The organism is Desulforhopalus sp. IMCC35007 (assembly GCF_005116575.1).
Classification (GTDB): Bacteria; Desulfobacterota; Desulfobulbia; order Desulfobulbales; family Desulfocapsaceae; genus Desulforhopalus_A.
Genome location: NZ_SWCN01000015.1, coordinates 30,441 through 54,079, shown reverse-complemented (window position 1 = coordinate 54,079; position 23,639 = coordinate 30,441). Strand labels below are relative to the sequence as shown.

The 23,639-nt window shown below is 45.7% G+C and carries 20 protein-coding genes; 13 read left to right on the top strand and 7 right to left on the bottom strand.

What is annotated here, in order from left to right:
• The first annotated feature begins 40 nt into the window (after window positions 1–40).
• The 12 genes from FCL48_RS15700 (at window position 41) to FCL48_RS15645 (ending at window position 16,125) form a co-directional block, all read left to right on the top strand.
• A complete protein-coding gene (locus FCL48_RS15700; RefSeq protein WP_136873344.1) occupies window positions 41–1,414 on the top strand; it encodes an aspartate aminotransferase family protein in 1,374 nt (457 codons plus the stop codon).
• Between the two features lie 441 nt (window positions 1,415–1,855).
• The gene (gene xsc, locus FCL48_RS15695) at window positions 1,856–3,634 is read left to right on the top strand and encodes a sulfoacetaldehyde acetyltransferase (RefSeq protein ID WP_136873489.1); all 1,779 of its coding nucleotides are present in this window, start codon (window positions 1,856–1,858) and stop codon (window positions 3,632–3,634) included.
• 186 nt (window positions 3,635–3,820) lie between these two features.
• Window positions 3,821–5,215, top strand: a complete 1,395-nt coding sequence (locus FCL48_RS15690; protein ID WP_136873342.1) for an aspartate aminotransferase family protein — start codon at window positions 3,821–3,823, stop codon at window positions 5,213–5,215.
• A 105-nt stretch (window positions 5,216–5,320) separates the two neighbouring features.
• Window positions 5,321–6,433: an alanine dehydrogenase gene (ald, locus tag FCL48_RS15685; protein WP_136873340.1), complete on the top strand. Its 1,113-nt coding sequence runs from the start codon at window positions 5,321–5,323 to the stop codon at window positions 6,431–6,433.
• Between the two features lie 93 nt (window positions 6,434–6,526).
• Complete coding sequence (locus FCL48_RS15680) at window positions 6,527–7,237, top strand: GntR family transcriptional regulator (RefSeq protein ID WP_136873338.1); 711 nt, start codon at window positions 6,527–6,529, stop codon at window positions 7,235–7,237.
• Between the two features lie 138 nt (window positions 7,238–7,375).
• A complete protein-coding gene (locus FCL48_RS15675; RefSeq protein ID WP_136873335.1) occupies window positions 7,376–8,059 on the top strand; it encodes a GntR family transcriptional regulator in 684 nt (227 codons plus the stop codon).
• Between the two features lie 979 nt (window positions 8,060–9,038).
• Window positions 9,039–10,346: a TRAP transporter large permease subunit gene (locus tag FCL48_RS15670; protein ID WP_136873333.1), complete on the top strand. Its 1,308-nt coding sequence runs from the start codon at window positions 9,039–9,041 to the stop codon at window positions 10,344–10,346.
• 73 nt (window positions 10,347–10,419) lie between these two features.
• Window positions 10,420–10,929, top strand: a complete 510-nt coding sequence (locus tag FCL48_RS15665; RefSeq protein ID WP_169309247.1) for a TRAP transporter small permease subunit — start codon at window positions 10,420–10,422, stop codon at window positions 10,927–10,929.
• Window positions 10,930–11,058: 129 nt separating this feature from the next.
• Window positions 11,059–12,111: a TRAP transporter substrate-binding protein gene (locus tag FCL48_RS15660; RefSeq protein ID WP_136873329.1), complete on the top strand. Its 1,053-nt coding sequence runs from the start codon at window positions 11,059–11,061 to the stop codon at window positions 12,109–12,111.
• A 376-nt stretch (window positions 12,112–12,487) separates the two neighbouring features.
• Window positions 12,488–14,026, top strand: a complete 1,539-nt coding sequence (locus tag FCL48_RS15655) for an aldehyde dehydrogenase family protein (RefSeq protein ID WP_136873327.1) — start codon at window positions 12,488–12,490, stop codon at window positions 14,024–14,026.
• A 220-nt stretch (window positions 14,027–14,246) separates the two neighbouring features.
• Window positions 14,247–14,906: a GntR family transcriptional regulator gene (locus FCL48_RS15650; RefSeq protein ID WP_136873325.1), complete on the top strand. Its 660-nt coding sequence runs from the start codon at window positions 14,247–14,249 to the stop codon at window positions 14,904–14,906.
• A gap of 313 nt (window positions 14,907–15,219) precedes the next feature.
• Entirely contained in the window at window positions 15,220–16,125 is a 906-nt protein-coding gene (locus FCL48_RS15645; protein WP_136873323.1) for a multidrug DMT transporter permease, read from the top strand.
• A gap of 122 nt (window positions 16,126–16,247) precedes the next feature.
• Here FCL48_RS15645 and FCL48_RS15640 read toward each other — a convergent pair whose 3' ends face one another.
• The 7 genes from FCL48_RS15640 to FCL48_RS15610 form a co-directional block, all read right to left on the bottom strand.
• On the bottom strand, window positions 16,248–16,610 hold the full coding sequence (locus FCL48_RS15640; RefSeq protein ID WP_136873321.1) for a hypothetical protein: 363 nt from the start codon (window positions 16,608–16,610) through the stop codon (window positions 16,248–16,250).
• A gap of 106 nt (window positions 16,611–16,716) precedes the next feature.
• Entirely contained in the window at window positions 16,717–17,346 is a 630-nt protein-coding gene (locus tag FCL48_RS15635; protein ID WP_136873319.1) for a hypothetical protein, read from the bottom strand.
• Entirely contained in the window at window positions 17,343–18,233 is an 891-nt protein-coding gene (locus FCL48_RS15630; RefSeq protein WP_136873317.1) for a site-specific integrase, read from the bottom strand. The genes FCL48_RS15635 and FCL48_RS15630 overlap by 4 nt, the downstream gene beginning before the upstream one ends.
• Window positions 18,234–18,290: 57 nt before the next feature.
• Window positions 18,291–18,776 carry a hypothetical protein gene (locus FCL48_RS15625; RefSeq protein WP_136873315.1) on the bottom strand — a complete coding sequence of 162 codons (486 nt, stop codon included), beginning with the start codon at window positions 18,774–18,776 and terminating at the stop codon, window positions 18,291–18,293.
• Between the two features lie 23 nt (window positions 18,777–18,799).
• Window positions 18,800–19,783, bottom strand: coding sequence for a phage replisome organizer N-terminal domain-containing protein (locus tag FCL48_RS15620; RefSeq protein WP_136873314.1), 984 nt, complete (start codon window positions 19,781–19,783; stop codon window positions 18,800–18,802).
• A gap of 5 nt (window positions 19,784–19,788) precedes the next feature.
• A complete protein-coding gene (locus FCL48_RS25920) occupies window positions 19,789–20,064 on the bottom strand; it encodes an AlpA family transcriptional regulator (protein WP_136873312.1) in 276 nt (91 codons plus the stop codon).
• Between the two features lie 72 nt (window positions 20,065–20,136).
• On the bottom strand, window positions 20,137–20,406 hold the full coding sequence (locus FCL48_RS15610) for a hypothetical protein (protein WP_136873310.1): 270 nt from the start codon (window positions 20,404–20,406) through the stop codon (window positions 20,137–20,139).
• Window positions 20,407–21,792: 1,386 nt separating this feature from the next.
• Here FCL48_RS15610 and FCL48_RS15605 point away from each other — a divergent pair.
• Window positions 21,793–22,959, top strand: a complete 1,167-nt coding sequence (locus FCL48_RS15605; protein ID WP_136873308.1) for a Fic family protein — start codon at window positions 21,793–21,795, stop codon at window positions 22,957–22,959.
• Window positions 22,960–23,639 lie beyond the last annotated feature (680 nt).

Below are 23,639 nucleotides of genomic sequence, written 5' to 3'. Positions count from 1 at the left end.
CAACTCTTTCCTCAATTTCCCCTAACATCAAGGATATGAAATGACGACTCAAATTGGAAAATTGGTTGAAAAAGACAAGGCCCATTTGTGGCATCATATCACCCAGCATGCCAACTTTAAAAATAATGATCCCCTGATAATTACTGAAGGTAAAGGGATGCGGGTATGGGATATAAACGGCAAGGAGTATCTTGACGCACTTTCAGGCGGCGTCTGGAGTGTCAATGTCGGCTATGGCGAAAAACGCATTGTCGATGCCGTCAGCGAGCAGATCATGAAAATGTGCTATTTTTCTGGAACAGTAGGTACTATACCAAGTGTGGAATTAGCCGAATCCATAGTAAAAAAAATGGACGGTTTAAGTCGTGTGTATCTCTCTCCCTCAGGATCCGAAGCCAATGAAAAGGCTTTCAAAATGGTTCGCCAGCGTGCGGCGTTGAAATTTGACGGCCAAAAATATAAGATCCTTTACCGGGACCGTGACTATCACGGTACGACCATAACTGCGCTTAGTGCCGGTGGGCAGGAGGAACGGAAAATGCAGTATGGTCCGTACACCCCTGGTTTTGTCGAGTTTGAACATTGCTGCTGCTATCGCTGCCCATTCGACAAAAAATATGGTTCTTGTTCGATCGAATGTGCAAAGACAGTTGAAGAAACCATTCTGCGCGAAGGTCCCGAAAACGTCGGAGGAGTGATCATCGAACCGATTACCGCTGGTGGCGGCATTATCGCCCCAGTAAAAGAATATATGCCGATGGTTCGAGAAATTTGCGACAAATACGATGTCTGGCTCATTATTGACGAGGTTGTCTGCGGTCTGGGCAGAACCGGTAAATGGTTCGGCTACCAGCATTATGGTATCATTCCAGATATCGTAACCACAGCAAAAGGTCTTGCCAGCTCGTATGCCCCCCTCGCTGCAACCATTACTACAGAAGAAGTATTCAACGAGTTTGTCAACGACCCGTCCGATCTTGCATCCTATTTCCGCGATATCAGCACCTACGGAGGATGTGCTGGATCGGCAGCTGCCGGTATGGCAAATATCAAGGTCATTGAAGATGATAACCTGGTGGAGAACAGCAGGATTGTTGGGGATTACTTCCTGGAACAGCTCAAAGAAAAACTCGGCTCCCATAAAAATGTTGGTGATATTCGTGGAGTTGGTCTTTTTGCCGGTGTGGAGCTGGTCGTCGACCGTGGGACAAAGGAGGCGATGTCAGAGAAAACACTGGCAGAAATCGTTGGTCATTGTATGAAAAACGGCGTTATCATCGGTCGGACAAACCGAAGTCTACCCAAATTAAATAACACCCTGACATTTTGCCCCGCGCTCATAGCGACAAAGGCCGATATTGATCAAATAGTAAAATCAACTATGGAGGGGATGGCAGCAGTACTGGGCGAGTAGGTTTTCACCCAGACAGAAATTCCCTGAGTAAGTACATTCATAACTAGCCGCCACGACAGATTAAAACCTGTTTGGCGGCTTTTTTTGTGGCGATACGCTTAATTTTTTCACCGTCGACGATCTGACGAAAATTGGGCTTTTAAAACCCTGAGCTTGCAAACCGCCATATGTAGATTATGTACGCGTTCTTTGCACTTCATTAGCCCTTCGTTATGCTTATGTTGCTATAAAATCGGTTTTTTAGGATTTTTGATGAGTTCACTGGAACTGTAGAAAAAGTGAGATGGAAAAAGAATAGGTATGGAGGAAATCTATTGACACGTGTCTGGTGTCTGGTGTATCAGATATTTTATAGATAGTTCGGATGCACCTGCGGACTCATGCAGGTAATTCTCCCTGAACAGGGAATACAAAATACAAATGGAGAAAATAATGGCTAAAATGAAGATGACCACAGAAGAGGCGTTCATCAAAGTTCTTCAGATGCACGGTATTGAGCATGCATTCGGTATCATTGGATCGGCAATGATGCCTATATCCGATCTGTTTCCTAAAGCGGGAATAACTTTCTGGGATTGTGCCCACGAAGGTAATGCAGGTATGATGTCTGACGGATATACCCGTGCCACCGGTAAGATGTCCATGATGATTGCTCAGAACGGCCCTGGTATCACCAACTTCGTCACCCCTGTAAAAACGGCGTACTGGAACCACACACCCCTCCTGCTGGTGACCCCACAAGCTGCCAACATGGCCATGGGCCAGGGCGGTTTCCAGGAAGTTCCTCAGATGGCGGCATTTGAGGACATGGTTGCCTACCAAGAGGAAGTACGTCACCCTGCACGCATTGCTGAAGTACTCAACCGTGTAATCATTAAAGCCAAGCGAGCTTCTGCCCCTGCCCAGATTAACGTCCCCCGTGATTTCTGGACTCAGGTTATTGAAATTGAACTTCCGACCATGATCGAATTCGAATTACCAGCCGGTGGTTCTGGTGCCATTGCCAAAGCAGCTGAACTTCTTTCCAAGGCAAAATTCCCGGTCATTCTAAGCGGTGGTGGTGTAGTTATTGGCGGTGCCATTGAGGATACTAAAGCACTGGCCGAACGCCTTGATGCCCCGGTCTGTTGTGGATATCAGCACAACGACTCCTTCCCCGGAAGCCACTCACTACACACTGGCACCCTTGGTTACAATGGTTCCAGGGCTGCTATGGAGCTCATCTCTAAAGCTGATGTTGTTCTTGCCCTCGGTACCCGTCTCAACCCTTTCTCTACCCTGCCCGGCTACGGCATGGAATACTGGCCAGGGAATGCAGATGTCATTCAAGTTGACATCAACCCCGATCGGATAGGTCTGACGAAGAAACTTACCTTGGGTATCGTGGGTGATTCAAAGAAGGTTGCTCAGTCAATCCTCGCACAACTCTCTGCCACCGCAGGAGATGCTGACCGCGAAGAGAGAAAGGGTGTTATCGCCAAGACCAAGGCCGATTGGGCCGCCGATCTTGCAAAAATGGATCATGAAAATGATGACCCGGGTACCAACTGGAACGCACGTGCCCAGAAAGCAGACCCAAACAAAATCACCTCCCGTATGGCATGGCGTGCAATCGTCAAGGCACTGCCCGAGGATGTCATTATTTCTGGTGATATTGGAAACAGTTGTGCCCTCGGTGCCGCTTACCCAACCTTCGAGAAAGGTCGCAAATACCTGGCTCCAGGCATGTTCGGACCTTGCGGCTATGGCTTCCCTGCTATCTGTGGTGCTAAAATTGGTCAGCCCGACGTCCCGGTTGTCGGTTTTGCAGGCGATGGTGCGTTTGGTATTTCAATGAACGAAATGGTCTCCTGCGGTCGCGACTCCTGGCCACCAGTAACCATGGTTATCTTCCGCAATTACCACTGGGGTGCAGAAAAGCGTAACACCACACTCTGGTACAATGATAATTTTGTAGGCACTGAGTTGGACCGCAACGTGTCCTATGCAGGTATCGCCAAAGCATGCGGTGTTGAAGGTGTTCAGGTGTGGTCCATGGACGAACTGACCGAAACCCTCAAATCCGCTGTTAAGGCACAGATGGAAAATGGTAAGACCACCTTTATCGAGGTTATGACCAACATGGAACTTGGCGAGCCTTTCCGTCGTGATGCCATGAAGAAACCTGAGATCGTGGCAGGAATTAATATCGATGACATGTGCCCTCAAAAAGGAGCATAACACTCTCACTATCCCCAGGGCAGTGATACAAGCCGCCCTGCTACATTTAGCTTGCAATATATAGCCGTAGCTCCTGCACTAGTTGCGGTGAGCATTTCAATCAAAACGGAACTCAACCAGCCAGGTCCTGGCAATAACCATTGCAGGTATCTGGTTGGTTTATGTCAACTAAGAGGAATAGAGGTCATGGGAAATACAAAATGGCTTGAATACGATGCGGATGAAATGGTTAAGGGCGACAAGGATTTTCTTTGGCATCACTTGAAGCCGCACAAGGTCTTTGAATCCAGCGAGCAGATGGTCGTTGTAAAGGGTGAGGGTATTACCCTTACCGATATTCGGGGCCGTCAATTTACTGATATGACCTCAGGTGGAGTATGGTCTGTCATGGTCGGGTATGGTCGTGAATCGATCGCCAAAGCCGTTTATGATCAATTGGTTGAAATGCCCTATTTTGCGGGTGTTTTTGGTAATGTTCCTGCTATCAAGTTTGCAAAGAAACTCCTCGAGAAACTGCCCCGTATGGGCAAGGTGTATTTCTCCAACAGCGGCTCTGAGGCCAATGAAAAGGCGTTTAAGATCGTCCGCCAGGCTTCGCGCATTGCTCCCGAACGTGCAGGCAAGTACAAGATTCTTTACCGAGACCGGGACTACCATGGCACCACCATTGCTGCCATGAGTGCCACCGGCCAGATTCAGCGGAGAAAGGATTTTGGTCCGTTCCTCGATGGTTTTGCAGAATTCCCGCATTGCTGTTGTTACCGCTGTCCGTTTGACAAGACGTATCCGGAGTGTAACATCGATTGTGCCCATGCGATTGAGGATGTAATCGCTAAGGAGGGTGCAGATACCATTGGAGGCCTGATCGTCGAGCCTATCACCGCGGGTGGTGGGATCATACCGCCTGTAAAAGAATATTATTCTATCGTCCAGGATATTTGCAAAAAACACGATATCTGGCTAATCATGGATGAGGTTGTGTGTGGGTTTGCCAGGACCGGTAAATTCTGGGGGCATGAGCATTATGATGTTGACCCGGATATCGTGACCATGGCGAAAGGCCTTGCAAGTTCTTACGAGCCACTGTCTGCAACGGTTGTTAAGCAGGAAATCTACGACCTCTTCATCAACGATCCCAGTGATCCTGGAACACGACTCAACTACTTCCGCGATATCTCCACCTATGGAGGTTGTGCCGGTCCAATGGCCGCAGCCCTGGAGTCAACCAGGATCATCGAGGAAGAAAATTTAATGGAAAACAGCGCGGAAGTCGGCGCCTATCTCCTGGAAAAACTCTTAGAACTCAAAGAACTCCCCATTGTCGGAGATGTACGCGGCGTTGGCTTGTTCTGTGGTATTGAATTCGTTCGAGACAAAAAGACCAAGGAGCCGGTATCCGAAGCGGAGATGGCCACTATTATGGGTAATGTTATGGCCGAGAGAGTCATTGTTGGTAGAACCAACTCAAGCTTTGATGGCTTAAACACCGTAATGAACTTTGCCCCTTCTCTGATCATCACCAAAAAACAGGTTGATCAAGTTGTAATCGCCGTTCGTAATGCGATTGAAAAAGGCATTTAACTGGCGGTCCAGTTAACACTCCAATGATTATAGCTGAGTAATGCCGTCGTCTAGATCGAACGGCGGCAGCAAGAATATTATTCCAGAGTCCCTCGGAGAGAAAAGATGAAAGTAGGAATTTTAAAGGAAATCAAGGTGCTAGAAAACCGTGTATGTATGGTTCCTTCTGGTGTTGTTACTATGATTGCTAACGGACATGAGGTAATTGTTGAAAACAATGCCGGAGCCGGCGCAGGATTCCCCAATGATGATTATATTGCTGCAGGTGCTACAATTGTAGAGACTCCTGCCGAAGTTTATGGATCTTGCGATATGGTTATGCATGTCAAGGAACCCCAGCCTTCTGAATACGATCTCATTCGGGAAGGACAGATCGTATTCACCTACCTTCACCTGGCAGCTGATGAACAGCAGACGAAGGCGCTGATGAAGGCTAAGTCCATTAACATTGCCTACGAAACCATTGAAAAAAGTGACGGTTCCCTTCCGCTGCTTGTACCTATGTCTGAGGTAGCCGGTCGTATGGCTGCCCAGGAAGGTGCAAAGTATCTCGAAATGCCTCAGGGCGGACGCGGCATTCTACTTGGCGGAGTTAAAGGTGTTGCTCCTGCAACTGTCGTTGTAATTGGTGGTGGTGTGGTTGGTCTCAATGCTGCAAAAATGGCTGCCGGTCTTGGTGCTCAGGTATACATTCTTGACACCAACCTCGAGCGGCTGGCGTATCTGGATGATGTTATGCCGGCTAATGTCTTCCCTATTATGTCCAATCCCGCTATACTGAGAGAATATGTAACCAGGGCGGACCTGGTTATCGGTGCTGTCCTTATCCCTGGTGCCAAGGCTCCTAAGCTGATCACCCGCGATATGCTCAAAGACATGAAAAATGGTTCCGTCATAGTCGATGTGGCTATCGACCAGGGAGGTTGCATTGAGACTTCAAAGGCGACCACTCATGCCGAGCCTACATATGTGGTTGATGGTGTTGTACACTACTGCGTTGCCAATATGCCAGGTGCCGTTGCCCGTACATCCACCATTGCCCTTACTAATGCTACCCTTTCATACGCTGTTGAAATCGCTAATAAGGGCTGGAAGAAAGCTATGCAGGAGAATGAGGAAATCAAGCTCGGGGCCAACGTGATTGACGGTCAGATCACCTACAAGGCAGTTTCCGAAGCATTTAATCTCGGCTACACACCTGTGGACAATTTTCTCTAATAGAGCTACTCTATAACCGACAAGATGTTTACCCGATCACATAATGCGATTGGGTAAACATAATAGTATACACTTAATCTATGGGCAGGTCGGATGAGGAGTGCATTTGAATTTTCATCTCTTAGCGAACAGGTATACTTATATCTGCGCAGGCAACTCAGTGAAGGTCTACTGTTACCGGGTGAAACAATCCATCTCGAGAAGCTTGCAGCCCAACTTGGTATAAGTAAAACGCCGCTTAGGGATGCTCTTATCCAGCTTGAAAGTGATGGTTTTGTAACAATTCTTCCCCGTCGGGGAATAATGATCAACAAATTATCCAAGGAAGACATCAGGGAAGCCTACGAGGCAGTTGGCTTGATAGAATCCTTCATTATCTCAGAAGCTATAGCAAAAATAACACCTGATCATATTCAACGTCTTGAGGAGTTGAACGCAAAAATGAGCAGTGATCTCTCCCAAGACCATCTAAAAGATATCTACGATGATAATCTTGACTTTCATTGTGTCTACACCGATCTCTCAGACAACAGTTTTCTGAAAAAATTTCTGTCGCTGACTAAGCTGCGTTTAGACGATTTTAGGCGGCGGGCTTATGTCAGAAGATGGGGTGAGAAGAATTGCCATGAACACGCTATCCTTATAGATCTGATCAAGAAGAAGGATTGCTTCGGTTCGGCGACATACCTGCAGGAGGTGCATTGGTCGTTTGCTGCGGAAAAGCCCTTTGTTGAAAAGATTCTTCTCTCAGAAGATCTCGCGAATTCCAAAACACAGGATCTGGGAAATACAATCAAACAATAATCTATCTTGTGCCTTCTTGTTGTCCATATAGTTACGTTAAAAAACCTGTGCATATATAATCTCCCGAATATTCTTGACAGCTTTGCCGGGGAGTGTAAGCTATATGGTTTGCATAATTGAACTATAAACACTAAATAAATGTCAGGTAAAAAACATATTATGGTCGGAACGCTTGAATATTCTTCTCTGAGCGAGCACGTATACCTTCATCTGCGGCGGGAGATGAACAATGGAACCCTTACTCCCGGATCCACGATCAATATCAGCAAGATCGCAGAGGAGCTTGGTATTAGTAAAACGCCCTTGCGTGATGCCCTGATCCATCTGGAATGCGAAGGATTCGTAACCATTCTTCCCCGCAAGGGAGTGCTCGTCAACAAACTGTCTATCGAGGATGTGAGAAAAGCATATGATGCCATCGGGCTTATAGAGGCATTTGTCATACGCAAATCCATCGACAAAATCACCTCAGCCCATATTGAAAAGCTTGAAGCAATAAACCAGAAGATGACAAACGAGATTCAGGCAGGTGACTTCACAAACCTTTTTGAAAGTAATCTGGAGTTTCATAACACCTATCTTGAGATTTCAGACAACGACATGCTCAAGAAGTTAATTCTGCCGATCAAGCACCGCCTCTACGATTTCCCAAGGCATAACTTCATTCCAGAATGGGAGTTGAGAAATGGCGAAGAACACACTCAGTTTATTGAATGTTTGAAAAAAAAGGATGGGAAAGGGGCCGCATATATCTTGCAGGACATTCACTGGTCGTTTGATGTCCAAAAAGAGTTTATTTTCCCGTTTTACAAAGTGAGTTGACTGTTTTTTTATTTATCTCCTCTTTTAAAGATAGGGCTGGGAACTCAAACCTTGCCCTTTCTTGACTTCTACCGCTATTTCACTGACTTTTTTCGCGAAACAGCTGTCAATTTTCTCGGCATTGGTTCTCAATTGCTGAACATCCCGTCATTTACAATGATTGGTACGGTGAGATTTTTTCTGATAACATATCTGTAACATTCCCCCAATAAAGCTCATTCTGGCCTAACTATTTTGTAATACTATTTCAAGAGACATTGCCTATCTTACGAGGTGGCTTGTTAAATTGTCACCGAACACCCGCAGTTGAGAGGCTTAAACGATAAATGGCATGATGCTTGCTTAATTAAGCGGACTGGTGGTTAACCTGGTTTCAAACAGCAAAGTATTTTACCTTCGCACTTGTTTGTAGATTGAGTGAAAAACGTCGTACGGCATGTTGAATTATCTACTTCGATTGCATAGTTCTACAAAACTACCAGTTAACATACCAAGTGAGATATACTTATATGTGTTTAATATCTCTTTGAATATACGGTGTATTAATGCTTTTAGAGGTTGAAATGAGAGTTCAAGATTACTCTTGACACGCACTATGATATCTGATATATCATGGATCAGATCGTAGGATTTAACGTAATCTTAATGTATCGCTTGACCCTTGGAGAAAATTTCAGCAATGATTATCCACCTGCTCATATCATCTTTTTCCCCACTCTTATTCCAAGTGTCTTCTATTCTCGACCTTTTTTTATACCGCTATTCTATAATTCATAGAACAAATCCGCCGCTTTTAAAAGTCTAGGATCTGTGCCCTATGTATGATCTAAGCAAAGGAAAAACCATGACGGACGATATGAAAAACCTCGGTCATTGTTTTCTTTGCTATTTTGATATCAGGTTATTGAGGTATTCCATTGTAGGAGTCCTAAAATGTTTTTGAATCAAGATAATTGATGAAGTCTAGAGAGGAGAGACCGTGAGTATTGAGTTAATGACCTTACTGTATTTCAGTTGCCTGTTTTTCGGGCTTTTTCTCGGGTTACCGGTAGCCCTGGGACTAGGCGGGACAGCTGTTCTATTCGCTGCTATCTTTGAGCCCCGCTCCCTCTTGGCGATCCCCAGCGCTTTTTATTATACGCCCTGGAATGGTGTACTGGTAACGGTACCACTCTTTCTTTTTATGGGAAGCCTCATCCGCTTCTCCGGTATTGCAGAGGCCGCATATGACGCCGTCTATAAACTGATCGGCCACATCGCCGGCGGCCTTGCCATGGGAACAGTGATGGTCTGTACCATTTTTGCTGCCATCACAGGTATTACACCTCCTGCCACAATCACCATGGGCCAGATCGCGTACCCGTCAATGATGAAATACAACTACGATAAGGCCATCGCCATTGGCTCGATCGGAGCTGGTGGTGCACTGGGTGCACTGATTCCTCCAAGTGTACCTTTTATTTTTTATGGCCTGCTGGCCAAGGTCTCCATCGGTGGACTGTTTCTTGGCGGACTCATTCCTGGTCTGATGCTAGCCTCTTTTTATATTATCTACATCGGAATCCGTTGTAAAATGCAGCCACACATTGGGCCTGCATTGCCAGCTGATGAGAGCTTCTCCGTGAGGGAAAAAATGCTGGCGCTCATGGGGATCTGGCCGTTCCTTCTCCTGATAGTCATGGTACTTGGCGCAATTTGGGGGGGTGTTGCAACTCCGTCTGAGGCCGCTGCTTTCGGTGCAACAGGTGCTCTTGTTATCAATATCATCTACCGTAAGCTGACGTGGCAGGTAATGAGAAATTCCCTTGAAACCACAGTTAAGCTTACCGGTATGGGGCTCTGGATCCTGATTGGCGCCAATATCTATCTCAATATCTTCAACTCTCTTGGGTGCCAGGAGCTTGTAACTTCACTCGTTCTCGGTATGCCTGGTGGCGAGCACGGAATCCTGTTAATGATGATGTTCATAATTCTGCTGCTCGGAACTGTTATGGACGACTGGGCTATCATCATGCTCTGCACCCCGCTTTATATTCCGATTATAAATGAGCTGGGTGTCGATAAGCTGTGGTTTGGTGTGCTTTTCATCGTTAATATTCAGATTGCATACCTGACGCCACCTTTCGGTTTTGTTCTTTTCTGGCTGAAAAGCGTCCTGCCACCCGATGTCAGCATGGGGGATGTTTACAAATCTGTGGGGCCGTTTATTCTGCTCCAGCTACTAGGTCTGACGCTCGTATTCTTGTTCCCTGAGATTGCGACTTGGCTACCTTCCAAATTGAACTAGCGAACAGATTAGATACAGAAAATTAACAAACTATCAACGAACCGCTTGAGAGGATAAAATGAGAATTTGGGCTATGATACAAAAAGTGATCGACATGATCTCTGAACTGTTTGGACGGATAGGCTGGATACTCCTGCTCTACTGTATGTTTCTTGGAATTACGGACGTTTTTCTGCGCTACGTCCTTGATTCACCTTCACAATGGATTTCAACGACTGTACAGGTAGCGATGGTTATGATGGCCTGTGTCGGAGGTGTTTACGCCTTAAATGACAACGCCTTTGTTAAACTGGATTTGTTCTACGCTAATTTTTCTGACAGGAAAAAAGCTATTTGTGACATTATTACCGTTGTGTTTACATTTATGTTTCTGATCGCTCTTGTATGGAAGGGATATCATGCGGCAGTTATGTCAGTTAAATTAAAGCAGGTAACACCGACAAGTATACCTATACCGATTTACCCGCTGAAGATATTTATTCCCATCTCCGGTGTTGTTATGATGCTGGTGGTGTTAAAAAAACTGGTGAACGATATCATTACTGTTGTAAGGGGGAAAGCCCCCCAAGTTGACGTGAAATAGCGTCGTCCATAACAGGTTGTAAGCAGCCCGGGCTTGCCGGGTATTTAGAATAGTAAAGAAAATGAAATCACATGGTTGTGGTTTCTGTCTTACCCAACTCTAACCCAAGATATTTAGGAGGGGACTGTAATGAAGAAATTTACGATGGGACTGGCTACCATAGCTCTAGGTTGCTCCATGCTCGTAGCAGGTTCTGCAATAGCTGCCGAACAATACGGTAAGCCGACCAAAGTGACCGAATGGATTTTTCAGCCATGCTTTGATTCTTCCGACGCTGGCTGGGGCAATGGGGTTGTGCCCTGGATCAAGGCCGTTGAAGAAGCTACAGAAGGTACCGTAAAGATTAAACTTGAGCCTGCTGGAGCCATCACTTCAGGATCAGAGGCTTTTGGTGCCGCCGCTGCCGGGATGATTGATGGTTACGCCGGTTGGGCCACCGTTTACGGGGGTGATATGCCTGAAGGTATGCTGGCATTTGGTATGGCTATGGGCGCTGACAACTATCGAGACGCCTGGGCTGCAATGTTTGGTGATCCTAAGTACAGAATTGGCGAAATTGTTAAGAAAGCAGCCAATGATCGTAACCTGCAGTGGGTAGGTTGGACCAGCCAGGGGCCGAATGCCATGTTCACAAAATTCCCGGTGCACAAATGGGAAGATCTTACAGGTAAGAAAATGCGCGCAGGTGGTCCCCAAGCTTTGTTTCATGCTGCAATGGGCGGTGCTCCTGTTTCCATGGGCGGCGGAGATATTTATACAGCAATTAAGCTCGGTACAATTGACGGTACCTACTGGGATACCGGTGGTATCGATGACATGGCATTCCAAGAAGTCATTAAGTATGCGACTATGCCCGGCTGGTGCCCCTCTCAGCATCAGGAAATATATGTTAACCTTGATAAATGGAAAGCACTGAACCAGTGGCAGAGAGATAAAATTAACAGCATATTTGAGTCAACCTATTTCGAGACCTCCAGACTCCATGCAGTAGGCGTCAAGGACGCTCTTGATATCCTTGTGAAAGCTGGTGGCGAAGTTATTACCATGTCAGATGAAGAAGTAGCCAGAATGCGTGAAAAGGCGATCAAGGAAGTTTGGCCGGCAGTGGCCGAGAAATCTGAAGGTAACGCCAAAGGTGTTGCACTCTGGAAAGAATTTCTACAGGATATCGGTGAATTGTAGGCCGACTGTATTTTTCTTTCGTAGTTGATAGCAATATAAGCGCGTCCGATTTCTCAAAAGGATTGGACGCGCTGTTTTTACGAAAAATTAGTAAAAGTTCATCGTACAATCCAGGGTTAGGGGGTAATAATCTGCCCGGATGAAAGCCTGTTCTATGATCTGGTTTCATCGGTCGTGATATGGCATTTTGTTGAAAGAAGTATTTTAGTGGGATGCGAATATGCAAACGTATTATTGCTTAACACAAGGAGTTAAAAAACATCAATGCAACTAATGTCCTAGTATCCTAGTTGACTGTTGATGAGAACTCAATCAGAATTACAAGGGTCTTGGAAGACAAAAGGGCCGATAAAATCATCTAGAGGAGTTAAAAGGCATGAGCAATGTGAATTTTACCAGAATCAAGAACTTCATCAATGGCGAGTGGGTTGAGGAAAAGGGTGTAGAGTATGTTCCTCTTTATAACCCTTCCACCGGTATAGAGATCGGCGATGTACCACTCTCTTCGGAAGAAACCTCTCTGGCAGCCGTAGATTCAGCGTATGCCGCTTATGATGGTTGGAGAAAATTTTCTGTAAGCAAACGGATGGGGTATCTATTCGCCATGCGGCAGGCCATGGTAGATAAAGAAGAGGAACTTGCAGTTTCAATCGCTGTAGATCAGGCTAAACACATAAGTGAGGCCCGCGGTGAAATCCGAAGGGTTATCGAAATTTTTGAGGCAGCTTGCTCCATTCCCACCCTGATGCAGGGGGAATTCCTCGAAGGGATTGCCCATAATATCAGCGGACGTGTGGTCAAACAGTCACTGGGTGTGTTCGGAGGCGTGGCCCCGTTCAACTTTCCCGCCCTCGTTTTTGGCTGGTTTGTCCCTTATGCCATCGGCGTAGGAAATACATTTATCTATAAACCTTCAACCCAGTCGCCACTATTCATGCAGAAGATGGGGAACATCTTCAATGAAATCGGCTTGCCTCCTGGAGTTATCAACATAGTACACGGTAACCGCTCTATCCCTGGAACATGGTATGAGAATCCTAAGATGAGCGGTGTATGTCTCGTTGGTTCAACACCTACGGCCAAAAAGATGGCTGAAGCCTGCGGTCGCGGCGGAAAGCGCTCTATGCTTCTTGGTGGTGCCAAAAATTTTCTGGTAGCCATGGAAGATCTCAACTGGGATGTATTCATCGAAAACTTCAAGCATTCCTGTTATGGCTCAGCTGGTCAGCGTTGTCTTGCTGGTTCCATAGTTGCGGCAGTCCCAGAAATCTATGACGAATTGATTGCGCGGGTTCTCAAGGCTTCTGAAGAGATCACCATCGGTGATGCCATGAATCCGAATATCTATATGGGCCCGGTCATTTCTGCTAAGGCCAAGGCAAATATAGAAAATTATATCGAAATCGGCATTGACCAGGGCTCAAAACTGTTGCTTGATGGTCGGAATCCTGAGGTCCCCGAAGCTAACAGGAACGGCTATTTTGTTGGGCCTACAGTATTTGCAGACGTGACCCCATGTAGGAGAATTGCCAAAGAGGAAATTTTCGGGCCGGTGGTTTCCATTATGAAGATCCGAGATCTCGATGATGCCCTCCAACTGATCCGAGAACAGAAATTTGGCAACGGGGCGTGCATCTTTACCCAGAACCAGTATTACACCGAAAAATTTATTTCTGAGGCCAATGTCGGCATGGTCGGTGTGAATGTCGGTATCTGTGCACCTCATCCTTATCTGCCTTTTGGTGGAATCAAAGATTCCCACCTCGGTACCGATAAGGTCCAGGGAAAAGACGGTATTGACTTCTTCACTCAAAACAAAGTTGCAACAATTCGGGTCGCCCCCCCTGAAGGCGTGACTGAGGATGGTGCCAAAAAGGCCGTAGACAAATCTGTTCGCAGCTGTGTCGCCTCTTAACTTAGAATATCTCAACGTGTTTTTAAAACAAGCCTTAAATATCCCGCAGGCAGACCGCTACCTGTCTACGGGATATATCTTAACATGGATGTGAGGTCGCGATTTACAGGTCTTGCTGGTTATTTTTTAGCGGTGAGCAGGAGTGCGAGAAAAATTCTCTATTTCAATAATCATACGTACGTCATTTACAGTCAAACAACTTAATACGGGGGAGAACGGAATGCTCAGCGGAGCACGATCAGGCCACCAGCTGCTCAGGGAGCAGGTTTATACTTATTTACAGGAACAGATGCGTGTTGGTGCTTTGGAGCCCGGAGCTGCAATTAAGGTCAGTAAATTGATCACTGAACTTGGTATCAGTCGGACTCCATTGCGGGAAGCCTTACTTATTCTTCAAGAGCAGGGCTTTGTAGTCATCAAGCCTCAACGTGGGGTGGTAATCAATGCTATTTCCCTAGGTGACGTAAAGGACATTTACGAAATTCTCGGTGGAATTGAGTCGAGAGTGTTTCTTTCTGTCTTTGACAAAATTGGCCAAAAAGAGATAACCCGCCTCGAAGAGTTCAACAAAGAAATTGCACACGCCATCACTGTCAATGATATAGCCAGGCATAACCTGGCCAATATCCAATTCCATGATGTATTCCTGCAGCTTTCAGAAAATGTGCGACTTCTTAAATATGTTGGAAATCTCAAAATGCAGCTTTATGATTTTCCCCGCCGGAACTATGGCAAACAGTGGAATGAGCAAAACCTTGATGAGCATAGGAAGTTTCTTCAGCTGATCCAGAATGGTTGCTCTCTGGCTGCGGCAGATTACCTCAGGGATGTCCACTGGGAATTCAAGTATCCAGATTCGTTCACCATTATACCAAGTTAAAAGGACTTGAAGGCGCTTGGTACCTTTTCCTTTTTCGGTAATCAGCCTGAGATAATTGCCATTGCATTAGGCACACAACGGCAAATCAGTATAGAAAGGTAATACATCAATAGCCTTAGGCAGCTCTAAACAAATGTATGCATTGATAATACAAAGAATTAGCTGACGACAGGATAGTTCCATCCATAGTAAACGGACAATGGTGAATTTTAAGTAGTAATCTTTCCTTTGAATCATACGATTCATGTTGTAATTAGTCGGCTCTATTTAAGATTGGAATGGTGTTTTTCCCTTAACTACTAATGGTTACCTCATGACTGTAACTGCCATGATTCTAGTGATTATTTCTGCATGTATGCATGCCAGTTGGAATCTATTTTCAAAGAGACAATCTCCGACTATCGGGTTTTTCCAGCTTGCCACATTGGGGACTGTAGTCTGGTTTTCACCCATATTTATTATTACAACCGATCTTGTGGCTGAAATTACATTTTCTCTTTGGACCATTTTGCTTGTCGCAGGTTTTTTTCAAGCTATCTATTACACTGGCCTTGCCAGTGCTTATGCGCGTGGTGCGCTTTCAATTGCCTATCCACTTGCCCGGTCATTCCCTCTACTTATTCTTATGGCACTTACGCTCATCACTGGCCGTGGAAGCGATCTGTCCACATTGGCTGTAATAGGTTTTATTGCTATTGTAACAGGAGCGCTTCTACTGCCTATGAATAGTTTCGCCGATTTTAGGTTGGTAAACTATTTCAATTCCTCCTCTGCCTTTGCAATTCTTGCCGCCATAGGTACCGCTGGGTACTCATTTGTAGATGATATCGGTATGAACCAGCTTAAACTTGTACCCAACGAAGCGGAAGGTTGGGTCCGTGCAATGCTATATCTTGTTTTGGAATGCATATTCACAGCCTTCTGGTTGCAAATACTCATGCAGTTCACTAAAAAGTCCACCGCCCACTTTCTCTCCAGCTGGCGTAGTCTGCTCAAACCTGCGCTCTTGGCAGGATTTGCTATCGGGGCGACCTATGGGATTATATTGCTTGCCATGACGCATTCTAAAAATGTGAGCTATGTTGTAGGGTTACGCCAACTTTCGATACCAATTGGCACAATAATGGGTGTGCTTATTCTTAAAGAAAAAGGGTCCGCTCCTCGATTTTTTGGAGTGGGGGTTCTCTTTATTGGTCTCGTTCTTGTTGCAATAGGATAAATAAAGCACCATATTGGCTTAGCCTCTATTACTCGAGATATGGGGAGAGGTTTTTTAAAAAAAGAGGGATCCCGTGGCAAAGTTAACGGAGTATATCATTGCCTTATTTGACCTTTAGGAAGTCAATAATACCCTGACCAGAGAAAAGTATTTTTTACACCATATGGTTCCAGAATCAATGAAAGAGATTTTGTGCGGATACGTAATAGTGTAGTTTTTTCTGTTGAGAGAATGGGCCCTTCAAAAATGCTCGTCGGAGCGGAAGAAATATCTTGGGCGGATTTCAGCACTGCTCCTTTTTTTTGCTGAAGGAGAATCGTCTGATTTCGCGTCGCGTTAGATTGCCAAGCAGTCAGCTTTTGCTGCCGTGGCCGATGGTCATCGCCACCGCGAGAAGTCACCTTCCCGATTCGCCCCCAAATTTCAGCGTGGGACTGTTCACCGCTGCTATGCGCTGCAACATCTGTGCAGACGTTATAGGTCAAGATTTGCCATGTAGGCTGGCTCTATGGGCCGATCCGTGTGTCATCAAGGACAAAGCGTCACGGTACGCGGTTATATCTAAATATTAATTCAGGCTATTGGTCTCGGTCAATAGTTATTCTTCGCTCGATGGTTAGACTTGTTCGTCAATCTCCTTATTTTCGCTTTTGCCTTTATCAGTTCTTTTTCAGCAGATGCTGCTTTTTGCCATAAATCTTCATTGACCTGGGCTTGCTCTTTGGCAGACTGCCTCATGATAAAAAGATCACCTCGCATCCTCTTTACTTCTTTTTTCAATTGATGTGACTCAGTTTTTAAAGCGTAGGTATTTCTTATCATTGCCTCGGCACTGCACTCCTTTACAATTAGATCAATTCTATGTCTCTGGTATTCGCTCTTAGCTTTTTCCAACGCTTTTTTGATTGCAGCTTGACGACCGGCAAGCTCACTGAGGGGCCAACCGACCATAACACCAAACAACAAACCCAGAGCGACGTATTGCCACGCCATCCAGATTCCAGACCAACCAATTTTTAACATTTTAATTGGTAAAAACATTTCATCTTGCTGACCTGCTGATAGGGCAAGAGAAATTAATGTTGGAGTGGGGGATGGTTCAACTGATGACACTTGAAAAATTCCAAAAGGGAGGATTGTTCCCCAGAATAGGATTGTAAATCCGGCTATTATTGATGCTGCTGCAAAAAATCTGATTAACCATGGGCTTAAACATTTCATCTGAGATATGCCTCTGTCGTTTTCTTGTCGAAATGACCCACTTCCTGAGCGACTGTTTTTCTTGCTTGATCGTATTGCATCCCGCTTCGCTGCAGCTCTTTCATCCGGTTCTGGGCATAACTGTGCCGGAGGCCATGTGCTCCATTGGAAAAACCAAGTTCCCTTTTGCTTGCCGCAGAAAAACTCTGGCTCCATGTTTGGCCACCACCAACATCGTATCGTTGAGTATAGTTTACTCCTCTATCTGTTACCTGGCGTGGTTCGACAAGCCGCTTTTCCTCCAGCCGAGATGCCAGCTGTTTCGTCAATATGATCTCGCGTATCAGGCCACCCTTACCTTCTACGGTGTATAGCACACCTGTCCTGCCACTGAACCGGTCTGTGCTCCACTGACGATGGTTAGAAGCCTGACGTTCTCCAGCCGGACGGAGTGTCAGTAGCTCATGGGCTCGCAGGCCGGCATAACTCGCAATTTCTGTAGCCAAACTGTTACGCTCAGTTTGAGCGGAGGCTATCCGGTCAACCTGTACAGGGGTATAGCTCCGGGTGGATAGAATGGTCTCTTTCTCACTCTTCACAACTTCAAGGGGAATCCCCAAATGCAACTGAATGGCCTGGCGGTCAAGGTCAAGGGTTTTCTGGGCGACTGTTTCCGCCCGACTGGCAAGGTACTCTTGAGCCTCTTTCTCAGTTGCACTTTGAAGATCACCCTGGCGATTAGCCTGTAGGTACTCAGCAAAACCCTTGAGTGCCTGTTCATAGCCCCGTGCTGTCCCAACACTGTGGATATACCCGTCGTTTTGATGGTCATGCCTGCCACTCCCTAAGTTTATCTTCTGCGAAATGGCGTACTCGGCCTGCGCTCTTGTGGATCGAAATCTTGGCAAATTTGTCCTCTATCATTTTCGGCTATGATGAATTTTGTTCAGTTCTTCCTCATCTGCTTATTCTCGTTCTTGAAGTTTTTTGAGATAGCGATCGATGGAACTGCGGTTGATCTTGCACCGGTGACTGACTCGCAACCACTCGGCAAGGTCGGCGCAGGAAGCACCAGCCCGTTTCATTGCCAACAATTCACTTTGATACCTATCGAGGCGGCTCTTGCGGAAAAGTTTCCGTCTTGCCTCTGCTCGGCGTGAGCGAATGCGTTCGACTTCCGCTTGCGCGTCAAATGTCTCGTTTTCATGGCTCATATAATTGCCCTCCATGCATTGTCGCGTCAAACGCGACAATGCCGCGTAGATAGTTGTTCCGCGCTGTGTCTGCCTATGCTGACACAGCGCGGAAATTAAGTTTGTATTCAAGCCCAAAAGGAATATGCAGAAACTGAACAGGCTCTGATTTGCATACGGCGACACCCAATTTCCGCCCTCGCGCAGTAGCGCGAGAATCTTTGCGGAAGTCTCTCCGCAGAGATTCCTCTTCTTCACAACACTCTCACCTTGCATCAATTCTACATAATTTTCTCATGACTGCAGGATGCCTCCTGGAAAGCCAGCAATTTGGCCATGATCATTGTTATCGTCATGGATGGCCGTATGCTGTCAGGAAAGCTGGCAAGAGCTTTCTTCTGGTACTCTTCATGTTGCTCTGATGATAACGAATTCCACAACGTGTCCATGGCTTCATTTTTTGCTTTTTCCTTCGCTCTTAATGAGGCTTTTTCCATACTGTCTATCTTTTTACGGGACAGTTCTTCTTTTGCTATTGCCATTCGTTTCTCATATGGCACATACCAATCCGGCAGCACTAGTGATGCGCACAGGGAATGGAGATAACCTCCAGGGTTGTGCTTATCTTCCCGGTTCCGTCGCCACGTCTCGGCCGCAATATCTGCGGCTTGCAGGAGCTGTTCCGAACCGTGCCTCTTTTCCAGGCACTCCAGTTCCTGATTTGAGATCTTTGCTATAGATGTACCCGACAACAACAATCGGGCTTTCTCTGTTGTTGTCTTTTCTTCTCTACTCTTGTCTTGTCTGTTCTCCTGCGTGACGTCACGTGACATGATAACGTTATTGTCACGTGACACTTTATTGGGGGAAGGTAGAGATCGCAATCTTTCCCGCTCTTTTTCCCTGTGCCGTTGTTGCCGAAGCCGATCCTTTTCCCGGCGAGCCTCTAGCTTGTCTTCACTCTGGTATTTTCTCCAGTTTTTAATAAAGATCGCACCGTCTTTACTGTCGATCATATCCAGGTTGGAAAAGATTGAAAGTCCGAGCTGAACAGTTGGTAGTGGAATATCCGTTATCATGCTCAAGGTTTCTACCGTGTATGAAAGACTGTCTGATATGAGCAAATAACCTCCTCGGTTGCATTTACCCGCTTCGGTGAGTAGCAATAGCCATAAAAGGACAAGAGTATTGCCCTCTGGACTTTTTCGGATCATTTTGATTTTTCGATGATCCAGGATATTGCACATGATTTTTATCCAGTCCATCGTTGTCACTCAGTATCAGTTGTATCTTGTTCATTCTCATGTTTGATTACCTGGCTCCTGGATATGAGATTTAGAATATCCTCTACCCGCCAGGCTGTGGTGCGGGGACCGAGTTTTATTGGTTTGGGGAAACGTCCAGATTTTACTCCTGCCCACCAGGTACTTTTTGAAACCGGAATGATTGCAGGGATTGGTGGATTAGTTTTTGAGTTGCCGATTATGTGTGATAGTCGTACAAAACCGGATGCTGGTAAGATATTTGATGTCGGGATGGATTTCATATAATGACCTCTTGATAGGTTCAGATTAAGGAAATGCTAACCTCATGAATTGTCCGTGGATTTGTAGCCGGGTTATTGTTCAAGACCGTATGGATTATCTGGGAATTCTTTTGTTTCACAGACAAGTTCTGGCCCGACTTGTCCTGTCTCGATCCTGTTCAGTTCGTGCCCTATGTTGTCCAGCTGGATATTGAACCACTCCTCGAAATCATTGCTGAAATTGATGACAAGGCCAAGATTTTTGGCCCGAACCTGGTAGGATGTATAACGTTCATGCAGCTCACAAGACATGGTGAACTGTATTCGGTGACGTCTCTTATTTTTCTTTGTAATTAATGCCATGTCGTTCGTCTCCTGTTGGAACTGGTTGGAGATTCCCAATCTAATATTCAGCAGACATTGCCGGTATCAGTCTTGATCCGAATGGCGGGGGGTGATAATAACGCGTATTGGGGCTAAGGCATGTGCGGTTAAGTACTTAATCCGCAGAGTGTGATCAGACAGCGTAGAGTCTTTTCCTGCATGCGGATGACTTGTTGGCTGTTTGATGTGAGTTGATGTCCCCTGGATACAGTTTCCCTGTTCGCTGCGTACCTGTACCGTAAGAGTAATCTATAAAGATTACTCTACAGTACAGGCCCCAACGGGAAGACTATATTTCGGAGACTTTTAGATACCCGATCCGATGTCACTACGAAAAAGGGTAAGAGTTACTCTGCCCCCATGCGGGGAGGTGACGAGTATTATTTCCGAGAGTTGCATCCGCCCCAAGTCACATTGTATACCGGATGTCTGGGTAGCTCTGTCATCTTTAAAGATACCAGGTGAGCAGCTTTAATTCCCTCCCAGCCAGCATGGCGGCTAAGGACGGTGGATTCGTATACCTTGATTGTGTCCGATACGAATCTTGTCATCACGTTCGCTTTGGCGGGACAGCGCTAAAGACAAATCGCGGACCAGATGTTCTTCTGTTGCCCGAAGGATCCAGTCTTGTCAAAATGTCCACCATCTGAAGGCTGGGCATCGCCGTTTCAGATTGAATGTCATGTCTTTTATAAGTCTCTTAATTTCTATGGGCCTTTGACCCCGCCAAATCGAACGGAATCACTATATACGACAATATTACACCGAGATGGACCAAAACGTCAAGGGTGAAATTTTACTTTTGTTTATAAATAACAGCATCTTGAGTGCTCCACTCTGCCGGCTGATCGCCGACCACTTGCCACCAGTGCGGAGGCAAATGATCTTGTTTTGTTTGGTGTAACAATTCACCAACACTAACACCAGTAAATGATCAACCAATTGTCCAGTTTTTAGTATGAAAAACTGGACAATTGAAATTTGTAGTGATGTTCTGTTTATTGCGTTTTCGACATGGAGTGTTGTTGATGTTGTCCAGAAAGAGTTCATTGTTCTTAATAGCACTCTGATGAAGAAGCGACACTCTATCTACGTAATTGCCTTGTGACGAGTGGTGGTGCGATATCTTACTGTAAAGACTATATTTATGGCAAAAGAAAGATAATTTGGATGTGTGACATGGGTACAAGAACCATTAAGATATATTCATATCTCTGGGGAGAATAATCTCCATCAATCTCAACACCTATTTAAGGAAGTGTACAATTCAGGAGCGGCACTTGACAATAGATACCCGTTTGGCTATTTTAGATTAAGGCATAAACTGAAATAAGAAAACTGTTGATTCAAAAAGTGAAATAAGAAATGAAACGAGACCTGCAAGGCCATTACATTGCTATTTCAACAGTTGGGGAAACAGCAGAAGCTTTTATTCCAGCACAGTTGCCGCCAATACCGCCGATTGAATGGTCATCTGAACTCAGGGAAAAGTTTGATCAAGCTCTGCTGGCCCTTGGACGTCTTGACAGTGTATCAGTCTTGCTCCCGGAGACATCACTTTTCCTTTATATGTATGTGCGCAAGGAAGCAGTTCTTTCTTCAATGATTGAGGGAACCCAATCATCCTTATCTGATTTGCTGTTGTTTGAATTTGAACATCAGCCGGGAGTGCCACTGGATGATGTTCAGGAGGTAAGTAACTATGTGGCAGCTCTCAACCACGGGTTCAATAGGTTGAGTTCAGGTTTTCCGCTTTCACTTCGTTTGCTGAAAGAGATCCATAGTGTGTTGCTGTCGAAGGGGCGGGGTAAAGAATGTGATCCCGGCGAGTTCCGCAGAAGTCAGAACTGGATTGGCGGAAGCCGCCCCGTTACAGCTGCATTTGTTCCACCGCCTCCCGATCATGTTCAGGATTGTATGGGCAAGCTTGAGCTTTTTCTGCATGACCAGCCAGAAAGGACACCGGTTCTGATCAAAGCGGCATTGGCGCACGTTCAGTTTGAAACCATTCACCCCTTTCTTGATGGTAACGGGCGGTTGGGGCGTTTGATTATTACTCTTTTGCTCTGCTCCGAGAAGGTTCTCAAAGAACCGATGCTCTACTTAAGCTTGTATTTCAAGACGCACCGTCAACGGTACTATGAACTGTTAAATGAAGTTCGGCGGACTGGCGACTGGGAGTCCTGGCTTGATTTTTTTGCCGATGCCGTGATCCATACAGCAACTCAGGCGGTGGAAACCGCTCAACGGCTGATGACACTTTCGGCCGAAGATGGGCAACAGATTAACGGGTTAAAACGTATTTCCGGTTCTGCTCACCTCATTCATAAAGCGATGCTGGAACGTCCAATAGCTTCACCGAACTGGATACAGGAAAAGACGCAGTTGTCACCTGCCACCGTCAATGCCTGCTTGCGTGAACTGGAACGAATTGGCATCGTTAAAGAGGTTACTGGACAGAAGCGAAACCGTCTTTATTCTTACTTGGAATATATTAGGATTATGAATGAAGGCACTGAGTTGCCGACCTGATTGTGACGTTGATGTAATGGCTACCAGCTCTTTGGTGATGAGTTGAATAGTGTCATTGAACAGTTAAATGAGGGATTGGTTGCTTAACCCCGGTAAACGGAAAACAAGCCGGGATAAGTGCCTTGGTAAGTATATTGACGTTAATAATGTTAAAGGTACTATCCCTTATCTTGTTTCTTATGAAAGACATTCAAAGGTAAGGCACTAATATGCAATATAAACACGGTGAAATAGTATTTTATCAGGCCGACGATGGTGGAAGTTCTTTCGAGGTAAGCCTTTATAAAGAATCTGTCTGACTTTCTCTTAACCAGATGGTGGAACTGTTTGGTTGCGATAAGTCATTTGTTTCCAGATATTTGAATAATATTTTCAAATCTGGTGAGCTGAAGCGTGATGCAGTTGTTGCAAAAAATGCAACAACTGCCGCTAATGGAAAGACGTACCAGGTGGACTACAAAGAGAAGGGAAGAGCAGCAAAACGCAAGCGACAATTCTGCCGATAAAAAGATAGCATAATATCTGGCTTTAATTACGAAAGCGTAATTAAGAACCAAGCCAAACTAACGATGACATTCTGAATGGCAAGAAAAAATACAATGCCTGCTAATTCCAGACTAACGTCTAGATAGTTCGGTAATTGAATTTAGATGAGTTGTAAGAATGGAAGAATAAGATAG